General features: G+C 75.2%; 15 protein-coding genes. 12 read left to right on the top strand and 3 right to left on the bottom strand.

The genetic code is table 11. The annotated features are described in order from the left end of the window. Positions 1-62: 62 nt before the first annotated feature. Genes CELGI_RS12380 through CELGI_RS12370 form a run of 3 tightly spaced genes read left to right on the top strand, consistent with a single transcriptional unit; the run spans position 63 to position 4431 of the window. On the top strand, positions 63-1052 hold the full coding sequence (locus tag CELGI_RS12380; RefSeq protein WP_049785643.1) for an ABC transporter permease: 990 nt from the start codon (positions 63-65) through the stop codon (positions 1050-1052). Continuing rightward, positions 1049-2041 carry a carbohydrate ABC transporter permease gene (locus CELGI_RS12375; protein ID WP_013884469.1) on the top strand — a complete coding sequence of 331 codons (993 nt, stop codon included), beginning with the start codon at positions 1049-1051 and terminating at the stop codon, positions 2039-2041. The genes CELGI_RS12380 and CELGI_RS12375 overlap by 4 nt, the downstream gene beginning before the upstream one ends. 11 nt (positions 2042-2052) lie before the next feature. Next, positions 2053-4431, top strand: a complete 2379-nt coding sequence (locus CELGI_RS12370; protein WP_013884468.1) for a glycosyl hydrolase family 95 catalytic domain-containing protein — start codon at positions 2053-2055, stop codon at positions 4429-4431. 10 nt (positions 4432-4441) lie between these two features. Here CELGI_RS12370 and CELGI_RS12365 read toward each other — a convergent pair whose 3' ends face one another. Continuing rightward, the gene (locus CELGI_RS12365) at positions 4442-5446 is read right to left on the bottom strand and encodes a LacI family DNA-binding transcriptional regulator (RefSeq protein ID WP_013884467.1); all 1005 of its coding nucleotides are present in this window, start codon (positions 5444-5446) and stop codon (positions 4442-4444) included. 248 nt (positions 5447-5694) lie between these two features. Here CELGI_RS12365 and CELGI_RS12360 point away from each other — a divergent pair, with 248 nt between their 5' ends. The 7 genes from CELGI_RS12360 to CELGI_RS12330 all read left to right on the top strand — a co-directional run bounded on the left by CELGI_RS12360 (position 5695) and on the right by CELGI_RS12330 (position 14631). Further along, complete coding sequence (locus CELGI_RS12360; RefSeq protein WP_013884466.1) at positions 5695-7770, top strand: beta-galactosidase; 2076 nt, start codon at positions 5695-5697, stop codon at positions 7768-7770. Between the two features lie 29 nt (positions 7771-7799). Next, a complete protein-coding gene (yicI, locus tag CELGI_RS12355; RefSeq protein WP_013884465.1) occupies positions 7800-10094 on the top strand; it encodes an alpha-xylosidase in 2295 nt (764 codons plus the stop codon). A 130-nt stretch (positions 10095-10224) separates the two neighbouring features. Beyond that, entirely contained in the window at positions 10225-11673 is a 1449-nt protein-coding gene (locus CELGI_RS12350) for a GH1 family beta-glucosidase (protein ID WP_013884464.1), read from the top strand. 103 nt (positions 11674-11776) lie between these two features. Continuing rightward, a complete protein-coding gene (locus CELGI_RS12345; protein ID WP_013884463.1) occupies positions 11777-12079 on the top strand; it encodes a hypothetical protein in 303 nt (100 codons plus the stop codon). Beyond that, positions 12076-12942, top strand: coding sequence for an HAD family hydrolase (locus CELGI_RS12340; protein WP_245528099.1), 867 nt, complete (start codon positions 12076-12078; stop codon positions 12940-12942). The genes CELGI_RS12345 and CELGI_RS12340 overlap by 4 nt, the downstream gene beginning before the upstream one ends. 10 nt (positions 12943-12952) lie before the next feature. Next, a complete protein-coding gene (locus CELGI_RS12335; protein ID WP_013884461.1) occupies positions 12953-13840 on the top strand; it encodes an alpha/beta hydrolase in 888 nt (295 codons plus the stop codon). Then, a complete protein-coding gene (locus CELGI_RS12330; protein WP_013884460.1) occupies positions 13837-14631 on the top strand; it encodes an alpha/beta fold hydrolase in 795 nt (264 codons plus the stop codon). The genes CELGI_RS12335 and CELGI_RS12330 overlap by 4 nt, the downstream gene beginning before the upstream one ends. 3 nt (positions 14632-14634) lie before the next feature. On the opposite strand, the gene CELGI_RS12325 is transcribed toward CELGI_RS12330, so the two are convergent. Further along, positions 14635-15057, bottom strand: a complete 423-nt coding sequence (locus tag CELGI_RS12325) for a hypothetical protein (RefSeq protein ID WP_013884459.1) — start codon at positions 15055-15057, stop codon at positions 14635-14637. Continuing rightward, complete coding sequence (locus tag CELGI_RS12320) at positions 15054-17372, bottom strand: coiled-coil domain-containing protein (protein ID WP_013884458.1); 2319 nt, start codon at positions 17370-17372, stop codon at positions 15054-15056. The genes CELGI_RS12325 and CELGI_RS12320 overlap by 4 nt, the downstream gene beginning before the upstream one ends. 339 nt (positions 17373-17711) lie before the next feature. Here CELGI_RS12320 and CELGI_RS12315 point away from each other — a divergent pair, with 339 nt between their 5' ends. Both CELGI_RS12315 and CELGI_RS12310 read left to right on the top strand, forming a co-directional pair. Further along, positions 17712-19547: a hypothetical protein gene (locus CELGI_RS12315; protein ID WP_013884457.1), complete on the top strand. Its 1836-nt coding sequence runs from the start codon at positions 17712-17714 to the stop codon at positions 19545-19547. Beyond that, positions 19544-20560, top strand: coding sequence for a hypothetical protein (locus tag CELGI_RS12310; RefSeq protein ID WP_013884456.1), 1017 nt, complete (start codon positions 19544-19546; stop codon positions 20558-20560). The genes CELGI_RS12315 and CELGI_RS12310 overlap by 4 nt, the downstream gene beginning before the upstream one ends. Positions 20561-20572: the final 12 nt, after the last annotated feature.

Here is a 20572-nt window from a genome sequence, read left to right as displayed (position 1 = left end):
GGGAGGCGCCGCGGGGGACCACCCCGCCGACCAGCCCGCCGACCACACCGACGACACCGCCCGTGACCGCGCCCGACGCGCGACGCACGCCCGGGCGCGCCCGGACGTCGCGCACCCGCACGGCCGTCCCGCAGCGCAAGATCGGCTGGACCACGCGCCTCAAGCGCGACCGGTCGCTGCTGCTCATGACCGTGCCGGCGATCGTCCTGCTGGTGGTGTTCGCCTACGTCCCCATGCTGGGCAACGTCATCGCGTGGCAGGACTACTCGCCGTACACCGGGTTCGTGCAGAGCCCGTTCGTCGGGTGGCAGAACTTCGTCGAGGTGTTCGACAACCCGCTGTTCCTGCACGCGGTCGAGAACACGCTGACCATCACGCTGTTCCAGCTGGTGTTCTACTTCCCGGTGCCGATCTTCCTGGCGCTCCTGCTCAACAGCGTGGTCTCGCCCCGGCTGCGGACCATGATCCAGTCGATCGTGTACCTGCCCCACTTCTTCTCGTGGGTGCTGGTCGTGACGATCTTCCAGCAGATCTTCGGCGGCGCGGGCCTCATCAACCAGACGCTGCGCAACAACGGGCTCGACGCGGGCGTGGACCTGATGACCAACCCGGACACGTTCCTGGTCCTCATCACGTCGCAGGCCGTCTGGAAGGACGCCGGCTGGGGGATCATCATCTTCCTCGCGGCCCTGTCCACGGTCTCGCCCGAGCTGTACGAGGCGTCGGTGGTCGACGGCGCGAACCGGTGGCGACGCATGTGGCACGTGACCCTGCCCGCGTTGCGGCCCGTCATCGTCCTGCTGCTCATCCTGCGCCTGGGCGACGCGCTGACCGTGGGCTTCGAGCAGCTGATCCTGCAGCGGGACGCGGTCGGCTCGCAGGTGTCGGAGGTGATCGACACCTACGTGTACTACCAGGGCGTCATCTACGGCGACTGGAGCTTCGCGGCCGCCGCGGGGCTGATCAAGGGTGTCGTGAGCCTCGCGCTCGTCCTCGGGGCGAACAAGCTCGCGCACGTGTTCGGTGAGAGTGGGGTGTACAAGCGCGCATGAGCGGCATGACTCCGGAGATCTCGGCCGAAGGGGCCGTCCTGCCCCGCGACGTCGTCGACGACGCGCGGGGGCGCCGCCCGAAGCGGCGACGCAACCCGAACCGCCCGGTGTGGGAGGAGCAGCCGACCGTCGCGGGCCAGGTGGCGAAGTTCGTCATCCTCGCGGGCGTGGTGCTCGCTGTGCTGTTCCCGCTCTGGACGGTGGTGGTCACCAGCCTGTCCACCACGCAGGAGTCGATCAAGGCGGGCGGCCTCGTCGTGGTGCCGGGCGAGCTCACGCTCAACGCGTACACGCAGATCCTCTCGGGCGGCGTGGTGACGCGTGCGGCGCTCGTGAGCATCGGCGTGACGGCCGTCGGCACGACGATCTCGGTCGTCGTCTCGGTGCTCGCGGCCTACGGGCTGTCGCGTCCCGGGTCGTTCGCGCACCGGCCGCTGCTGTTCGTCTTCCTCATCACCATGTTCTTCGGTGCGGGTCTGATCCCCACGTACCTGCTGGTGAGCTCGCTCAACCTCATCGACTCGTACTGGGCGCTGATCCTGCCGGGCGCGGTCAGCGCGTTCAACGTGCTGATCCTGCGCAACTTCTTCATGGCGATCGACTCCTCGATCCTCGACGCCGCACGCATCGACGGAGCGGGTGAGTGGCGCGTGCTCGGCGGCATCGTCCTGCCGATGTCCAAGGCCGTGGTCGCGGTGATCGCGCTGTTCTACGGCGTGGGCTACTGGAACGCATTCTTCAACGCGATGCTCTACATCAACGACAACGCCAAGTGGCCGCTGCAGCTGGTCCTGCGCTCGTACGTGCTGCAGGGCGTGACGCTGCCCGGCAGCGGCGCGGGCCAGGTGGACGTCGGCACGGGCGTGGTCACCGGCATGCCGGTCAAGATGGCCGTGATGATCCTCGCGATCATCCCGATCCTCGTCGTCTACCCGTTCGTCCAGCGGCACTTCACCAAGGGCGTCATCTTCGGCGCGGTCAAGGGCTGAGGCGACCGCTCGTGGGCGACACGCTGCGCTTCGCGGGTCCCGCGCTGCGCTGGGACGAGGCGTTCCCGCTCGGCAACGGGAGCGTGGGTGCCATGGTGCACGGCGGCCACCGGCGGGCCCGCGTGCAGGTCAACGACGCGACCGCGTGGTCGGGGCACCCGGCCGGTCCGGGCCTCGCGCTCGCGGAGCTGCGCCGCCGTGACGTGGGCCCGCGGACGCTCTCGGCGCTGCGCTCGGCGATCGCCGAGGGTCGCGACGACGAGGCCGCACGCCTCGCGCAGCGGTTCCAGGGTCCGTACGCGCAGGCGTTCCAGCCGTTCGTCGACCTGCTGGTGACCCTGTCCCCGGCCGACCCGACGGGCGACGACGACGTCGACGCGGCGTACGAGGGCCGGTCGCTCGACCTGCGCGACGGGCTGGTGCACGAGGCGGTGACGTTCGAGAGCGCCGGCTGCCGCGTCATGACGACGTGGTTCACCAGCGCCCCGGACGGCTGCCTGCACGCGCGGTGGCGTGCGCCCGACGTCCCGTTCTCGCTCGAGCTCGAGCTCCGCGGCGCGCAGCCGGGGGGACCCAGCGCACTCGTGGTCGAGGCGGGTGTGGTGGGCGCGCAGGTGCGTGTCGAGCTGCCGTTCGACGTGGCGCCCGGGCACGAGCCGGACCGGCCGGGCCGCATCGCGGTCGGGTCGCACGCGTCGCTCGTCGGCTACGCGACCGTGCTCGTGTCCACCGACGGCCGCGCGACCGCGAGCCCGGGGGGCGTGCGCGTCGCCGGCGCCACGTGGGTCGAGGCCGTGCTGGCCACGGCCACCACGACGCGGTGGCCCGAGCCGGGCCCGCTCGCGCATCCGGCGGAGGCCGAGCACGCGTCGCGTGAGCGCGCGCGGGCCGCGCTGCCGCCGTCGCCCGCCGCCGGCGCGGTCGCGCAGCGGCGCCACGTCGAGGACCACCGCGCGCTCGCGGACGCGACGCGTCTCGAGCTGGGCGAGCCCGCCGACCTCCTGCTGCCCGATGCGCTCGGGACCGCGCCGCTGCCCGCGCGGGCACGTGCGGCGTTCGCGTTCGGCCGCTACCTGCTCATGGCCGCGTCCCGCCCGGGTGCGCCGCCCGTGAACCTGCAGGGCGTGTGGAACGACGAGGCGCGGCCGCCGTGGTCGAGCGGCTACACGCTCAACATCAACCTGCAGATGGCGTACTGGCCCGCCGAGCCCACCGGGCTGGGCGTGTGCGTCGAGCCGCTCGTGGACCAGGTGCGCGTGCTGGCGCGCGAGGGGGCCGCCGTCGCGCGGGACCTGTACGGGTGCGCGGGCTGGGTCGCGCACCACAACAGCGACGTGTGGGGCTGGGCGCTGCCGGTCGGCGACGGTCACGGCGACCCGTCGTGGGCGTCCTGGTGGATGGGGGGCGCGTGGCTGTGCCGGCACCTGTGGGACCGGTACGAGTACTCGCTCGACGAGGACGTGCTGCGCGACGTGTGGCCGCTGCTGCGCGGCGCCGCGGCGTTCGTCGTCGACTGGCTGGTGCCCGACGGCCGCGGCGGCCTGGTGCCCAGCCCGTCGTCGTCCCCGGAGAACGTGCGTGAGCGCGCTGGGCGCGAGGTCGCGCTGTGCGCGGGCTCGACCGTGGACGTCGCGCTCGCGCGGGACCTGCTGAGCCACTGCCTCGAGGCCGTGGACATCCTGGGTCTCGACGAGCCGCTCGCGGCGCGCTGGGTGGACGCGGTAGCGCGTCTGCCGCGCCCGGACGTGGACGCGGACGGCCTGCTGCGCGAGTGGCCCGACGACGCCCGCGCGATCGACCCGCACCACCGCCACCTCTCGCACCTCGTCGGGCTCTTCCCGCTCGACGAGCTCGTCGACGACCCGTGGGGGCGTTCCGAGGCCGCCCGCGCGAGCCTGGACGCGCGCGGCCCCGGCTCGACCGGCTGGTCGATGGCCTGGAAGGCCGCGTTGCGCGCGCGCCTCGGGGACGGCCCCGGCGTCGACGAGATCCTGCGGGGCGCGCTCACGCGCGCCCCGCAGGACGGGGGCTCCTGGGCGGGCGGCCTGCTGCCGAACATGTTCTCGACGCACCCGCCCTTCCAGGTCGACGGCAACCTGGGCCTCGTGGCGGCCATGGCCGAGGCGCTGCTGTCCTCGACACGCACGCGGCTCGTCGTGCTGCCCGCGCTCCCGCCGTCGTGGCCCGACGGCGCCGCGACCGGGCTGCGTGCGCGGGGTGCGCTCGTGGTGGACCTGACGTGGGCCGGCGGGCGGCTCGTCGAGCTCGTGCTGCACCCGGGTGCCGACGGCGAGCGTGAGGTGGTCGTGGACGGCGTGAGCCGGCACGTGGTGCTGCGTGCCGGGACGACCGTGCGGCTGGGTGAGGGGCTGACCGACCGTGCCGCGTGACCGGGGGGCGTCAGGCGGGCGCCGCGCAGCTGCCGTGCTCGATGAGCGTGGGCGCGAGCAGGCGCGTCTCGACCGCGCGCGTGCGGTCCTGCCGGTCCACCGCCATCGCGACGGCGGTGCGGCCGATCTCGACGCTCGGGATGTCGATCACCGACAGCGGGACGGCCAGGTGCGCCGCGAGCCGCGCGGGGCTGACCGCCACCACCGACACGTCCTGGGGGACCCGCAGCCCGTCGCGGGCGAGCGCGTCGAGCACACCGGGCAGCGCGCTCTCGTTGTGCACGACGAGCGCGGTGACGTCCTCGACCTCGGCGCGCGCGCGGGCCACCGCGGCCGCGGCCTGCGGGTAGGACTCCTCGCACGGCACGACGGTGTTGCGCACGCCCAGCCGCCCCGCCTCGGCGCGGAAGCCGTCGATGATGCGCACCGCGTAGTTGGCGTCACGCGAGATCGCGGCCTGGCCCGCGCCGAGCAGCGCGATGCTGCGGTGCCCGTGCTCCACCAGGTGCCGGACGGCCAGGCGACCCGCCGCGGCGAAGTCGAGGTCGACGCAGGACAGCCCTTGCGTGTCGCTCGGCACGCCGATGAGGATCGACGGCTGGCGGAGCGCGGCGAGCACCGGCAGGCGCGGGTCCTGGCGCTCGATGTCCATCAGGATCAGCGCGTCCACGCGCGAGCCGCCCGCGAGGCGGTGCACGTCCTCGACGTCCTCGTCCGTGATGACCAGCACGTCGTCGCCGTGCTCGCGCGCCGCGGTGAGCACGCCGGTGACGACCTCCATGACGGTCGCCGAGTTCGCCTCGAGCGCGCGCAGCGGCACCACGAGGCCCAGCACGTTGGTGCGGTTGGTCGCGAGCGCGCGGGCGCCGGCGTGCGGGCTGAAGCCCAGGTCCTTGATCGCACGCTCGACGCGGGCCCGCGTGGCGCCCGAGATGGGGCGCTTGCCGGACAGCACGTAGCTGACGGTGGACGACGAGACGCCCGCGAGCCGAGCCACGTCGGCGATCGTTGCCATGCGTCGGAGTGTAGCGACGCACGGCCCACCGTCGAACGGATTGCGCGGGTGCGTCGACTAACCGCTTCGACTGCCCGATGCGCGCATGTGCACGCGTGTCCCCGAGCAAGTCGCCGCTCTGCAGGCGGATCCCGTGCCACGGGAGCCCGGCCAGGGCGTACCCTCGGCGGTCAGATCGTTGAAGCGCTTCGATGCATCGGGAGCGCTCGTGCGGCTCGCGTCGGCGCGGGCGCGGAAGGGAGTCACCGATGAGCCCCACGCACGGGCTGCACGCGCTCACGCAGGCCCGCGGCGTGCTCTACGGCGGCGACTACAACCCCGAGCAGTGGCCGCGCGAGGTGTGGCGTGAGGACGTCGCGCTCATGCGCGAGGCGGGGGTCAACCTGGTCACGGTCGGCGTCTTCTCCTGGTCGGTCCTCGAGCCCGAGCCGGGTGTCCTCGACTTCGGCTGGCTCGACGAGGTGCTGGGCCTGCTGGCCGATGCGGACATCGCGGTGGACCTGGCGACCCCCTCGGCGTCCGCGCCGCCCTGGCTGGCGCGGCTGCACCCCGAGTCGTCCTCGGTGGACGCGCGCGGCGTGCGCATGGCGGTCGGCTCGCGCAACCACTTCTGCCCGTCGGCGCCCGCCTACCGGGACGCCGCGCTGCGCGTGGCGCGTGCGCTCGCGCACCGGTACGCGGGCCACCCCGCGCTCGCGCTGTGGCACGTGGGCAACGAGTACGGCCAGGAGTGCTTCTGCGACCTGTGCGCGGACCGCTGGCGCGCGTGGCTCGCCGCGCGGTACGGCGACGTGGCCCGGCTCAACGACGCGTGGGGCACCGCGTTCTGGAGCCAGCGGTACGGCGCGCTCGAGGAGGTGGTCCCGCCGCGCGCGGCGCCCTACCTGCACAACCCCGCGCAGGCGGTGGACTGGCGCCGCTTCACGTCCGACCAGATGCGTGCGCTGTACCGCGAGCAGGCGGCCGTGCTCCGCGCGGCCGGCGACGTGCCGGTCACCACGAACTTCATGGGCTTCTTCGGGGGAGTCGACCAGCACACGTGGACGGACGACCTCGACGTCGTCGCCGACGACCACTACGGCGACCCGCAGGACCCGGCAAGCCCGGCGCGCTCCGCGCTCACGCACGACCTCACGCGCGGCGTCGGCCGCGGCGCGCCCTGGCTGCTCATGGAGCAGGCCGCGGGTGCCGTCAACTGGCGGCCGCACAACGTCCCGAAGACCCCGGCCCAGATGCTGCAGGACTCGCTGCGTGCCGTGGCGCACGGCGCGGACGGCGTCTGCTACTTCCAGTGGCGCGCCTCGGCGGCGGGAGCCGAGAGCTTCCACTCCGCGCTGCTGCCCCACGCCGGGCCGGACACCGTGCTGCACCGCGCGGTGCGTGCGCAGGGCCGGGCGCTCGCCGCGCTGCGACCCGTGGTGGGGGCCCGCGTGCCCGCCCGGGCGGCGCTCGTGCACGACTGGCCCGCGCTGTGGGCGGGTGAGCTGCCCGCGCGGCCGTCCGACCGCCTGCGCGTCCTGGACCAGCTCGAGGCGTACCACCGTCCGCTGTGGCGCGCGGGCATCGCGACCGACGTGGTGCCGTCCACCGCGCCGCTCGACGGCTACGACCTGGTGGTGGTGCCGGCACTGCCGCTCGTGAGCGACGCCGCGGCCGCCGCGATCGCCGCCGTGCCGCAGCGCGGCGGCGTCCTGGTCGTCGGCCCGTTCAGCGGCGTCCAGGACCCGACCACGCGCGTCCGCACGGGAGCCTTCCCCGCGCCGTGGACCGGTGTGCTGGGGCTGGCCGGCGAGGAGTGGCGCCCCCTGCCCGACGCGGGCGTCCCCGTGCGCAGCGAGCGGTACGGCGACTTCGTCGCGTCCACGTGGTCCGAGCGGCTGCGCGCCGACGACGCCGACGTGCTCGCGACGTACGCCGGGGCCGACCTCGAGGGCGCCCCCGCGGTCCTGCGCCGTGCCGACCCGAGCGGCGGGCAGGCGTGGTACGTCTCGACGCTCCCGCCCCAGGACGTGCTGGACCGTGTGCTGCGCGACGCCGCCGACGCGGCCGGGCTCCGGCCGCCGCTGCCCGGCGCACCCGACGACGTCGAGGTGGCGGTCCGCGGCGGGCTGGTGTTCGTGCTGAACCTGGCCGCCGAGCCGCGCGTCGTGCCGCTGCCGCGCTCGGACGGTCCGGTGCGCGACCTGCTCGGCGGCGTGGTCGTCGACGGTCGGATCACGCTGCCCGCGGGCGGCGCCGCCGTGCTCGAGCACGCACCGGCCGCATCCCCTGACCCCGCTCACGACGACGTCGTCGTCGAGCCGACCGACCACCCCGAGGACTGACCGATGACGCGTCGAGAGAAGGCACCGCGATGAAGTTCACCGACGGCTACTGGCTCACGCTGCCGGGCGTGCAGGTGCTGCGCCCCCGGGGCGTGGCGGACGTGCGGGTCGAGGAGGACTCGCTCACCGTGTGGTCCTCGACCGCGCCGCTGAACTCGCGCGGGGACACCCTGAACCGCCCGCTCGTCACCGTGACGTTCACGTCTCCGGCCGACGACGTCGTCGGCGTGTGCATCGAGCACCACCAGGGCGGCCTCGACCGCGGGCCGCGGTTCGACATCGCGCGCACGTCACCGGACCTGAAGATCACGCACGACTGCGCGGCGGACGTCGCGCACGTGCGCTCGGGTGCGCTGCTCGCCACGGTCCGCACCGAGGGCGCGTGGGGCGTGGAGTTCAGCGCGGACGGCCGCGTGCTCACGTCCTCGACCGCGCGCAGCATCGGCATCGTGACCGACGCGGCGGGTGAGGCGTACGTGCACGAGCAGCTCTCGCTGGGCGTGGGCGAGCACGTCTACGGCCTCGGCGAACGGTTCGGCCCGTTCGTCAAGAACGGCCAGAGCGTCGACATCTGGAACGCCGACGGCGGCACCGCCAGCGAGCAGGCGTACAAGAACGTGCCGTTCTACCTGTCGGACGCGGGGTACGGCGTCTTCGTCGACGATCCCGGCCGCGTCTCGTTCGAGGTCGGCACGGAGGTGGTGTCCCGCACGCAGTTCTCGGTCGCGGGGCAGCGCCTGAGCTACTACGTCATCTACGGCCCGACGCCCAAGGAGATCCTGCGCAAGTACACCGCGCTCACGGGCCGCCCCGCGCGGCTGCCCGCGTGGTCCTACGGGCTGTGGCTGTCCACGTCGTTCACCACCAGCTACGACGAGGAGACGGTCACGTCGTTCGTCGACGGCATGGCGGAGCGCGACCTGCCGCTGTCGGTGTTCCACTTCGACTGCTTCTGGATGCGCGAGTTCCACTGGAGCGACTTCGTGTGGGACCCGGCCACGTTCCCGGACCCGGTCGGCATGCTGTCCCGGCTGAAGGCCAAGGGCCTGCGGATCTGCGTGTGGATCAACCCGTACATCGCGCAGCGCTCGCGCCTGTTCGCCGAGGGCAAGGAGCGCGGCTACCTGGTGACGCGCGCCGACGGGTCGGTGTGGCAGACCGACATGTGGCAGGCGGGCATGGCGCTCGTCGACTTCACCAACCCGGACGCGGCCGCGTGGTTCACGGGCTACCTGCGCGAGCTGCTGGGCCAGGGCGTCGACGCGTTCAAGACCGACTTCGGCGAGCGCATCCCCACCGACGTGGTGTGGCACGACGGCAGCGACCCGCACCGCATGCACAACTACTACACGCACCTGTACAACAAGGCGGTGTTCGAGCTGCTCGAGGCCGAGCGCGGCGCGGGTGAGGCGGTCCTGTTCGCGCGGTCCGCGACCGCGGGCGGTCAGCAGTTCCCGGTGCACTGGGGCGGGGACTGCGAGTCGACGTTCGCCTCGATGGCCGAGGAGCTGCGCGGCGGGCTGTCGCTCGCGTCGTCGGGGTTCGCGTACTGGAGCCACGACATCGGCGGGTTCGAGGGCCGGCCGGACCCGGCGGTGTTCAAGCGCTGGGTCGCGTTCGGCCTGCTGTCCTCGCACAGCCGCCTGCACGGCTCGGACTCCTACCGCGTGCCGTGGGCGTTCGACGACGAGGCGGTCGACGTGACGCGCACGTTCACGCAACTCAAGCACCGGCTCATGCCCTACCTCGCGGAGCTGGGGGAGCAGGCGCACGAGCACGGCGTGCCCGTGATGCGCCCGATGCTCCTGGAGTTCCCGCTGGACCGCGGCGCCGCGACCGTCGACACGCAGTTCATGCTCGGCGACAGCCTGCTCGTCGCGCCGGTGTTCACGGCGCAGGGGGACGTGGACGTGTACGTGCCCGCGGGGACGTGGACGTCGCTCCTGACGGGTGAGCAGGTCACGGGACCGCGCTGGGTGCACGAGGAGCACGGCTTCTCGTCGTTGCCGCTGTACGTGCGGCCCGGCACCGTGCTCGCGTTCGGCGCGCGCGAGGACCGACCGGACACCGACTGGGCCGACGGCCTCACGCTGCGCCTGTTCGACCTGCCGGACGGGTTCAGCGGCACCACGCGCGTGCCGTCGTCGTCGGGCGGCGCACCGGCGTACTTCGAGGTGACGCGCGCGGGGGACCAGGTGCGGGTCGTCGCGAGCGGCACCACGGCGCCGTGGTCGGTGCGCGTCGAGCCCACGGGGACCACGCCCGCGGTGGAGGCACATGCCGCGGCCGGGGTCGACCACGTCCTGGTGAACCTGGGATCGTGAGGGTGATCGAGACGCGCGACTGCGTGTACCGTATCGATTCGATACGTGTCGGAACCGGTTCCGTGGCGAGGGTGCCGCAGACCTCCAGCCTCCGGCGCGCAGCAGCCGACCCACCTGTGAAGGACCGCACATGACGACCTCGCGCCGCCCGTCCGGCCGCCAGTTCCCCGCCGACTTCCTCTGGGGCTCGGCCACCGCGTCGTACCAGATCGAGGGCGCCGCCCAGGAGGACGGGCGCCTGCCCTCGATCTGGGACACGTTCGCCCGCACGCCCGGCAAGGTGCTCGACGGCGACACCGGCGACGTGGCCGCCGACCACTACCACCGCGTCCCGGAGGACGTCGCGATCATGCGCGAGCTCAACCTGCAGGCCTACCGCCTGTCGGTCGCGTGGCCGCGCGTGCAGCCCACCGGGTCGGGGGAGTTCAACCAGGCCGGTCTGGACTTCTACTCCGACCTGGTGGACCGCCTGGTCGCGGCGGGCATCAAGCCCGTCGTGACGCTGTACCACTGGGACCTCCCGCAGCCGCTCGAGGACGAGGGCGGCTGGGCCAACCGGCGCACGGCCGAGCTGTTCGCCGACTACGCGCGCAAGGTGGCCGAGGTGCTCGGCGACCGCGTGCACCTGTGGACCACCCTCAACGAGCCGTGGTGCTCGGCGTTCCTCGGCTACGGCAGCGGCGTGCACGCGCCGGGCGTGACCGACGACGAGAAGGCGCTGCGCGCCGTGCACCACCTCAACCTCGCGCACGGGCTGGCCGCTCGCGCGATCAAGGACGTGCTGGGCCCGGACACGCCGATCTCCATCACGCTCAACCTGCACGTCACGCGCGCCGCGACCGACGCCCCGGCCGACCTCGAGGCCAAGCGCCGCATCGACACGATCGCCAACGAGGTGTTCCTCGGGCCGATCATCGACGGCGCCTACCCCCAGGAGGTCTTCGCGGACACGGCCGCGATCAGCGACTGGTCGTTCGTGCAGGACGGCGACCTCGAGCTCATCCGGGTGCCGCTCGAGGTGCTGGGCGTGAACTACTACGCGACGGGCATGGTCAAGCACGGCACGCCCGCGGGTGGCGACGGCACCCCCGGCCCCGACGGCCACCGCTCGTCGGAGCACAGCCCGTGGGTAGGCGCCACGCAGGTCGAGTGGCTGCCGCTGCCCGGTCCGCACACCGCGATGGGCTGGAACATCGAGCCCGAGGGCCTCGTCGAGCTGCTCGTCGGCCTGCACGAGCGGTTCCCCGGGCTGCCGCTGGCGATCACCGAGAACGGTGCGGCGTTCTACGACACCGTGAGCGAGGACGGCCGCGTGCACGACACCGAGCGCGTCGCCTACCTGCACGACCACATCGACGCGGTCGGCGAGGCGCGCGACAAGGGCGCCGACGTGCGCGGCTACTTCGTGTGGTCGCTCATGGACAACTTCGAGTGGTCCTACGGGTTCGACCGCCGGTTCGGCATCGTGCGCGTCGACTACGACACGCTCGAGCGCACCGTCAAGGACTCGGGCCGCTGGTACGCCGAGCTGGTCCGCACCCGCACCATCCCGCCGATCGAGGCGGCGGCGACTCTCTGACGCGTCCCGCAGCACGACGGACGCCCGGCGGCTCGCCTGCCGGGCGTCCGTCGTGTCTCGCGCGCGATTCGTGACGCGCGCGGGGATCGGAGAGGATCGGCGCATGTCCCGACGGTCGAGCAAGCGCCCCTACGGCGCTCAGCACGTCCCGCTCGACGTGGACCGCGCGACCGGCGGCCGGACCGTCCTGGAGTCGGCCGACGGCGAGTGGGTGGTGCAGCGCGTGCGCGGCGGCGACCGCGAGTACCGCTGTCCGGGGTGTGACCAGCTGGTGCCGGCCGGGACCGCGCACGTCGTCGCGTGGCGCGCGGACGCCTGGTACGGCGAACCCGTCGAGGACCGCCGGCACTGGCACGCGTCGTGCTGGGACGCGCGCGGGCGCCGGGCCCCGACCAGGCGGCGGTGAGCGTGCCGACGACCCCTCTGCGCGCCACGTGGCCCTCACGGGCACCGCGGCTCGTCGCGACCGACCTGGACGGCACGCTCCTGGGCCCCGCGGGTGCCGTCTCGCCGCGCACGGCCCGCGCGCTGCGGGACGCCGAGTCGGCGGGTGTCGAGGTCGTGTTCGTCACGGCCCGCCCGCCGCGCTGGCTCACGCAGCTCGCGCCGCACGTCGGCGGCCACGGGGTCGCGATCTGCGCGAACGGCGCCGCGGTGCTCGAGGTCGCGACGGGCCGCGTGCTCGACGAGCGCGGCATGAGCGCCGCGCTCGTCGGCAGCGTGGCCGCGGCGCTGCGGGACGCGCTCGGCGAGGTGCATCTCGCGGTCGAGCGCGTCGCGGGGTTCGCCGCCGAGCGCGGCTTCCTCGACGAGCACCCGGTCCCGCCCGGGAGCCCCGTGGCCGAGCGCATCGAGGACGTCCTGACGGCGTCCACGCTCAAGCTGCTGGTCCGCACGCGCCAGGACCACGGGGCGGAGCATGCGGCGGTGGTGCAGCGCGCGATCGGGTCCGCAGCCCTCGTCGCCGACTCGGGAGCGCGCGGCCTCGGGGAGGTGAGCGCCGCGGGCACCACCAAGGCCGGCGCGCTCGCGGCCTGGGCGGCGCAGCGCGGACTGGCCCCCGCCGACGTGTGGGCGTGCGGTGACGCGCCCAACGACCTGCCGATGCTCGCGTGGGCGGGTGAGTCGTTCGCGGTCGCGAACGCGTTCGCCGACGTGCGCAGCAGCGCGCGGCACGCGTGCCCCGCGAACGACGACGACGGCGTCGCCGCGGTCCTGGAGCATGCGGCGGCGCTCGCGCGCGGAGCCGCCGGGCGCGCGCGGGCTTAGGCTCGCACGGATGACCACGACGACCGATCCGGCCGACGCCGGCACGTGGGCGCAGGCCGCCCCGATCCGCTCGCTGACCGTGCTCCCGGCGCACCGCGAGGACGTGGAGCTGCACACCGCCGACGGCCTGCGGCTGGTCGGCGAGCTCGCGCGCCCGCTCGCGCCCGGGGGAGGCCCCGCGACGCCCGCCGCGACCCTGGTGACGCTGCACCCGCTGCCCACGCACGGCGGCTACATGGACTCGCACGTGCTGAGGAAGGCGTCCTGGCGGCTGCCCGCGCTCGCGGACCTCGCGGTGCTGCGGTTCAACACGCGCGGCACGTCCAGCCCGCGGGGGACCAGCGAGGGTGCGTTCGACGAGGGTCGCGGTGAACGGTTCGACGTCGCCGCGGCGATCGAGTACGCCGAGTTCCATGACCTGCCGCACCGCTGGCTCGTGGGCTGGTCGTTCGGCACCGAGCTCGCGCTCATGCACGGGCACGACCCGGCCGTGGAGGGCGCGATCCTGCTCTCGCCGCCGCTGCACCGCGCCACCGACGCGGACCTGGACGCGTGGGCCGCCTTCGGCCGACCGCTCGTGGTCCTGGTCCCCGAGCTCGACGACTACCTGCGACCCGACGAGGCACGCGCCCGGTTCGCGCGCGTGCCGCAGGCCGAGGTGATCGGCGTCGAGGGCGCCAAGCACCTGTGGGTCGGGGAGCCCGCGGTGCGGCGCGTGCTGGACGAGGTCGTCGCGCACGTCCTGCCCGGCCGCGCCCCGCTGCCCACCACGTGGTCGGGCCCGGCCGAGACCGCCCACGTCGCACCCGCCGCCCCGGACGGCACCGACGACCCCGCGGACGACGAGCCCGCGGACGAGACCAGGAGCGCCACCCCGGCGCCGGAGGAGGACGCATGACGGTGCACGTGCTGCGTGAGGCATCCGCGGACGCGGGGCTCCCGCTGGTCCTGCTGCACGGCTTCCCGCTCGACCACCGGATGTGGGAGCCCGTCGCCGGGCGGGTGGACGGTGCGCGCGCCGTGCTGGCCGTCGACCTGCCGGGTGCGGGCGGCAGCACCGCAGCCGACCCCGCGCTGCCCGAGCCCGCGCTCGAGGCGTCCGCCGACGCGGTCGCGCACGCGCTCGCGGCCGCGGGTGTGGACCGTGCGGTCGTCGCGGGCCTGTCGATGGGCGGCTACGTGGCGCTCGCGCTGCTCGAGCGGCACCCGGGGCTCGTGGCCGGGCTCGGCCTGGTCGACACGAGGTCGACCGCCGACACCGACGACGCGCGCGCCAACCGCCTGCGCATCGCCGACGAGGTCCTCGCGAGCGGATCGGTCGACCCCGTGCGGCCCATGGCCGGCACGCTCGTCGGGGAGACCACGCGGGCGTCCGCGCCGGAGCTGGTCGAGCAGATCGCCGCCTGGATCGACGGGCAGGACCCCGGCGGCGTGGCGTGGTCGCAGCGCGCCATGGCGGCCCGCCCCGACCGCACCGAGCTGCTGCGTGGCTTCGCCGGCCCGGTCGCGGTCGTCGTCGGCGAGGAGGACCAGATCGCGCCGCTCGAGGCCGCCGAGCACATGGTCGCCGCGGCCCCGGCCGCGCAGTTCGTCGTCGTGCCGCGCTCGGGCCACATGTCGACGGTCGAGCAGCCCGACGAGGTCGCCGCGGCGCTGAGCGACCTCGCCGCCCGCGCCGACTCGGCCTGAACCTCAGACGCGCCGGGCCCGGATCCGGTCGAGCGCGTCCCGCAGGTCGATCGACTCGCCGTCCTTGCCACCCGCACCCAGCACGAGCGGCGGGTCGGACGGTTCGGGCACCACGCCGCGCACGCGGCCGACGAGGCTCGGCGGCGTGCGGAGCACGTAGAACAGGCCGTCGGCGTCGATCGCGAGCGTCTCGTCGAACCGCAGGTACCAGCCGGTCAACGGTGTGCGGTACCGGGCCCGGCCGTCGTACGTGCGTGCGCGCAGCGGCTCGGGGTCCGGGCCCAGGCGGCGTGCCTCGGCCACGAACTCGTCGATCAGCGCCCGCGCCTGCGACGACTCCGCCTGCTGCTTGCGGCGCAACGCATCGGCGTGCGCCTGCGCGGCCTCGCGCCGGCCCTCACGCCACCGCGCGGCCTCGTCGCTCACCGCGCAGCGGACGGCTCGTCGTCGGACGGTGCCGCCGCGGTCGGGGCGTCATCGGGATCGGTACCTGCGGCCTGCTCGGCCGCGGGTACCTGGTCCGCGGCCGTCGCGTCCGTCCCCGCCTGGGCCGCGAGCTGCCGGGCCGCGGCCGAGACGGGCGCGGGGCGCGACTTCGGGCGCGACTTCGTGGCGGGTCGGACGGGTGCCGCCGCGGGAGCGTCGACCTCGGCCTCTGCCTCGGTCTCGGGCTGGCCGCCGGACCCGTCGCGATCGGTCGCGGGCTCGTCGGCGACCGTCGCCGGCTCGTCGGGCGCGTCGCCGTCACGCGCGTCCTGCGGGGACTGCTCTGCGGGGCGCTCCGCCGCGGAGGCGGCAGCAGGGCCGTCGGCGGCGCGGACGTTCGCCGCGGTCGCCGCCGCGGCGGCCTTGGCCTGGTGGGGGGTGCCGTGCGTCGCCGAGAACTCGGCCTCGGCGCGGCGCGCGCGCTCGAGCGCCGCACGGTCCGGGTCGGCGCCCAGCAGGCTGCGCAGCTCGTCCAGGTAGGTGGTGATGGACTCGCGCTGCCGGTTGAGGTCCTCGACCTGGCGCGCGGCCGACGTCCGCTCGCGCTCCGACTCGGTCATGGCCTCGGAGATCTGCTTCTCGGCGTGCTCACGCGCCTCGGCGACCACGCGGTCGGCGTTGCGCCGCGCGTTCGACAGCAGCTCCTTCGCGTGGCTCTCCGCATCGATGCGGACCTTCTCCGCCTGCGCGACCGCCTTGGCGACGCGCTCCTCGGCCTCGGCCGCGTGCGCCTCGGCGTCGCGGACCAGGCGCTCGGTCTCGGCGCGTGCCGCGTCGTGCCGCGCGGCGTCCTCGCGCTCGCTCGCCTCGCGCTTGGACGCGATCTCGAGCTCGGCGTCGGCCAGACGCTTCTCGGCCTCCTGCGTCATCTCGTCGGCGCGCAGCTTGGCCTGGGCCACCGTCTCGGCGGCCGATCGACGCGCCTCGGTCAGCACGCGCTCGGTGTCCAGCCGGGTCTGCTCACGCTGCTCGCGCGTGATGCGCTCGGTGCTCGCCCGCAGCTCGGCGGCATCGCGCTCGGTCTTCTCGCGCAGCTCGGTTGTCTCGCGCTCGGTGGTCTCCCGCAGGTGCGTGGTCTCGTGCGCGGTGCGCTCACGCAGCTCCGTGGTCTCGCGCTCGGCCGCGGCACGGATCTCGGCCACGTACTGCTCGGCCTGCGCGCGCGCGGCGGCGATCTCCTGCTCCGCCTGCGCCCGGTGCGCCGCGACCTCGTCGGCGACCGACGCGCGCAGCTCGCCCGTCTCCCGCTCGGCCTGGGCGCGCACGAACGCGCTGTACTGGTCGGCCTCGGTGCGCAGCGCGGCGACCTCGCCCGCGACGCGCTGGTGCAGCGCGGTCCCGTCCCGGTCCGCCGCCGCGCGCACGCCGTCGGCGTACTCCTGGGCCTGCGTGCGCAGGGACGTCGCCTCGGCGTGCGCCTCCTGGCGCAGCACGGCCACCTCCTGCGCGACGGTCGCGCGCAGCTCGGCCGCGAACCGCTCGGCGTCGCCCCGCAGGGCCGCGACCTCGGTGTCGGTCTGCTGCCGCAGCGCGGTCGTGTCCGCGTCGGCGCTCTGGCGCAGGTCCTGCGCGTAGCGCTCGGCCTCCTCGCGCTGCGCCGCGGTCTCGTTCTCCGCGCGCGTCCGCAGCTCGCTCGCGGTGCGCTCGGTCGCGACCCGCAGCTGCGTGGCCTCGTGCTCGACGCTCGCGCGCAGCGTCCCGAGCTCACGCTCGAGCGACGTGCGGCGCTCGCTCTCCTCGGTGGTGATCGCGCTCTGGATGCGGGCCGCCTCGCGCTCGGCGGAGCCGACGAGCTCCTCGGCGCGGCGCTGCGCCGCCAGCAACGTGCTCTCGGCCTCGGCGGAGGCCGTGGTGCGGACCTCCTCGGCCTCGCGGCGCGCGGTGGCCAGCAGCTCGGCCACCTCGTTCTCGGCGCGCGCGCGGAGCTGGCCCGCGGCGAGCTTGGCGCGGGCCATGGAGTCCGCGGCCTGCGCGTTGGCCTGCGTGACGACGTCCGAGGACTGCTCCTCGGCCGAACGCAGCAGCTGTTCGATGCGCGACCCCAGCCCCGAGTACGTCGGGCGCTCGGCCTCGCGCAGCTGTCGGTGCGCCTCCGAGAGCTCGCCGGCCACCTGGAGCGCCTTGGCGTCGAGCGTCTCGACCTGCGCGCGGGCCTCGGCCAGTGCGTGCTCGAGCTGCGAGATCCGTGTGTCGACGGCCTCGCGTTCGTATCCCCGGAAGTTGGCGACGGGGAAGGTGGGCCGGGCGTCGGACACGAGATCTCCTCCTCGGGTGACGAGCGGTCCCGGCGTCTGCCCCCGCTGGCGGGCACGGCAGGACGGCTGGTCCGGGACCTGCGTCAGGATACGCGGTCGGCGTCACCCGATGGTGGGGCTCCCGGCCCTCGTGTCCACGCATCGGACGAGCGCGTCGGTCGGGGGTGCGGCCCGGTCGCCCACGGACCCGTCGCCCGCCGTGGACCGGGGCCGCGGCGCCCGTCGTGCGCGGTCCGGCCCGGCCGCGGAGCGGGTCGGGGGCCGGTCCGGACGTGCTCCCGAGGGCCGCCGGCCAGGTCGTCGGCCTATCCTGGCCTTCTCCGCCTGAGAGGACTGTGCGTGCGCAAGCGAGTGATCACGGCCGCCGTCGGCGTCGTCGGACTGGTCGTCGTCGGACTCGGCGTCGCCTCCGCGACCGTCTGGCGTGCCGACGACGTCCTGGTCGCGACGACGCGCGCGTCGACGCACCTCGTCGTCACCGACCCGGGCGTCCTCGAGATGGGCGGGGACCCGGCGACCGTCCGGGTGACCGCGCCGGACGGTGCGCCCGTGGTGCTGGCGATCGGCCGGGACTTCGACGTCGACGGCTGGGTCGGCTCCGACCCGTACACGCGCGTCACGGGCCTGGCGACGTGGCACGAGCTCGCGACCGCGGCCGGTGTGCCCGTGCGCCCGTCCCCGAGCCCGTCGGCGACCGCCGGCGCGACCTCCACCGCGAAGCCCACGAGCACGCCCACCCCGACGGACGCGGCACCGACCCCGACGAGCTCGGCGACGCCGGGCACCTCCGCCGACGACGCCGCGGACGACGCCGCGACGGCACCGGATCCCGCGGGTTCGGACATGTGGTTCGCGCAGGCCTCGGGCGACGGCAGCGCCGAGCTCGTCTGGCCCGCGCAGGACGGCCGCTGGAGCCTGCTCGTCGCGAGCACCGCCGGTGCGCCGCCGACCGTCTCGATCTCGTGGCCGCGTGAGGTCACCACGCCGTGGCTGTGGCCCTGCGTCGCACTCGGCACGCTCCTGGCGCTAGCCGCGGCCGGTCTGCTGGTGCGCGAGCGCCTCACCGCCCGGCCCGCGACGTGGCAGCCGGTCGACACGGGTGCCGTCCCGGCGCTCGGCGAGGACGGCCGTCCGCTCACGCGCCGGCAGCTGCGTGAGGCCGCCGAGGCGGCGAGCCGGCGCACGGGCGCCATCCCCCGCGTCGCCACCGGTGCGACCCCCGCGGTCGCGCCGCGCGCCGACGCGCGGACGCCCGCCGCCAGCGGGCCGACGACTCCGACGACCATGCCGGCGGCTCGCGGTACGGCACCCGCGGCGGGTCCCGGGGCGCAGCCCGCGCCCGCACCCTCCCGGCAGCCGGTCCCGGACGGTGGACGCCCGTCGGTCCCGGCCTCGGCCCCGGTGGCCGGCGGATCGCCCGCGAGCCCGGCCGGACCCGGTGCGCCGCTCAGTCGTCGCGCGTTGCGCGAGCACGGCGCGACCACGGCGTCGACGCCCGTGGTGCCCCCGGCCGCGGCAGCGCCCGGCGCGGCACCGCGCACCGCCGCGCAGCCCACCGGCCCCGGCGCTTCCCCCAGCCCGGTCGCTCCCACCGGGCCGCGGCCGGGTGAGGGCACCCCCGGGTACCCGGGTGCGCAGCCTGGCCCGGGTGCGGCGCGCCAGCGGCCGTCCTGGCTCGGCGGTCGTGAGCAGGCGGCCGACGCACAGGCGCCCGCCACGCCGCCGCGACCTGACCAGCACCCCGCTGCGGGTGGCTGGGTCCCGGGGGCGAGCGCGGGCGCGTCCGCCCCTGTCGCGCCCCGGCCCGGCGCGCCGTCGGCCGGTCCCGTGCACCCCGGTACCCCCGGGGCATCCGTGCCCGGCGCTCCGGCCGCGGATGCCGGCGGGCGTGGTCCCGGCCCGGTCCCGCCGGGTGTCGGGCCCGCCTCGGGAGATCCCGCACGCGGCTCGTCGGTCGCCTCGCCGCGGTGGGCGCCGAGCGCGCGTCCCGGCGGCGCGGCCGCATGGACGCCGGGAGCACCCGGTGCCGGTCCGGGCGCGGCGCCGGACGACCCGGCGACCGCGGGCTCGCGCGCCGACGCGTGGCGACGGGCCTGGGGTCTGCCGCCCACGCCCGATCCCGGGCCGACCGACGACGCCAGGGGTCCCGACGACGACGAGGAGGTGCAGCGATGAAGGCTCCCGAGCACGTGCGCCGCCCAGCGGCGACCGTCGGTGTCGCGTCCGTCGTCGTCCTCGGGCTGCTCGCCGGGTGCGGCTCACCGCCGCCGGAGCCCGTCGCGCAGCCGGCACCGGCGGTGGTCGCCGCCGCGCTCACCGTCCCGCAGACCGAGGACGTCCTCGCGGCGCTCGGCCAGACGCTCGAGGCGGCCGACGCGGACCTCGACTCGTCGCAGCTGCCCCCGCGGCTGGAGGGACCCGCGATGGCGATGCGCCGCGCGGAGTACGTCCGGGCGAGCGCGACCGACGGGGACAAGCCGCCGACCGTCCTGCCGACGAAGGTGCTCACGTCCGTGGTCCCGCAGACGACGTCGTGGGCGCGCACCCAGCTCGCGGTGACCGAGCAGCCCGACGACCTGCAGGCCCAGCGCATCCTGGTGCTCCGCCAGGGGACCCCGCGTTCGCAGTACCGCCTCTGGGGCTGGGCGCGGTTGATGCCGGGCGCGCAGATGCCCACGACGGCGCTCGCCGAGGACGGCAGCGAGGTGGTCCCCGCGTCGTCCACGAGCCTGCTCGTGCCGCCCGGTGAGGTGCTGACCCAGTTCACGGACGTGCTGGCGAAGGGCTCGAAGTCCGACTACGCGAAGACCTTCGAGGACAGCCCGTTCCAGCAGGAGCTCGAGGACCTGCGCGACCAGGCGGACAAGGGCGTCGGCGAGGCGGGTTCCGCGTCGTCGACGTACGAGCCGCTCGGCAACCCCGCGGCCGCGCTGCGCACGATCGACGGCGGCGCGATCGTCGCGGGGGCGTTCACCGCCGTCTCGACGATCTCGATCACGCTGGACGGGGCGAAGCTGCCGCTGTCCGACCCGTTCCTGGCGGCGCTCGCGGGCGCGACCTCGGCGTCGAAGAAGCTCACGCGTACCTACACCGGCGTCGTCGTGCTGTACGTGCCGCCCGAGGGCTCGGACGCGAGCGTCCAGGTGCTCGCGGGCGAGCTCGTGATGACCGAGGCCGACGCCTCCTGACCCCACCGGGCA

Origin of the sequence: Cellulomonas gilvus ATCC 13127, assembly GCF_000218545.1 — a bacterium.
Lineage (GTDB): Bacteria > Actinomycetota > Actinomycetes > Actinomycetales > Cellulomonadaceae > Cellulomonas > Cellulomonas gilvus.
Note: the sequence above shows the minus strand (reverse complement) of the source record. Positions and strands in the feature narration are given on the sequence as shown.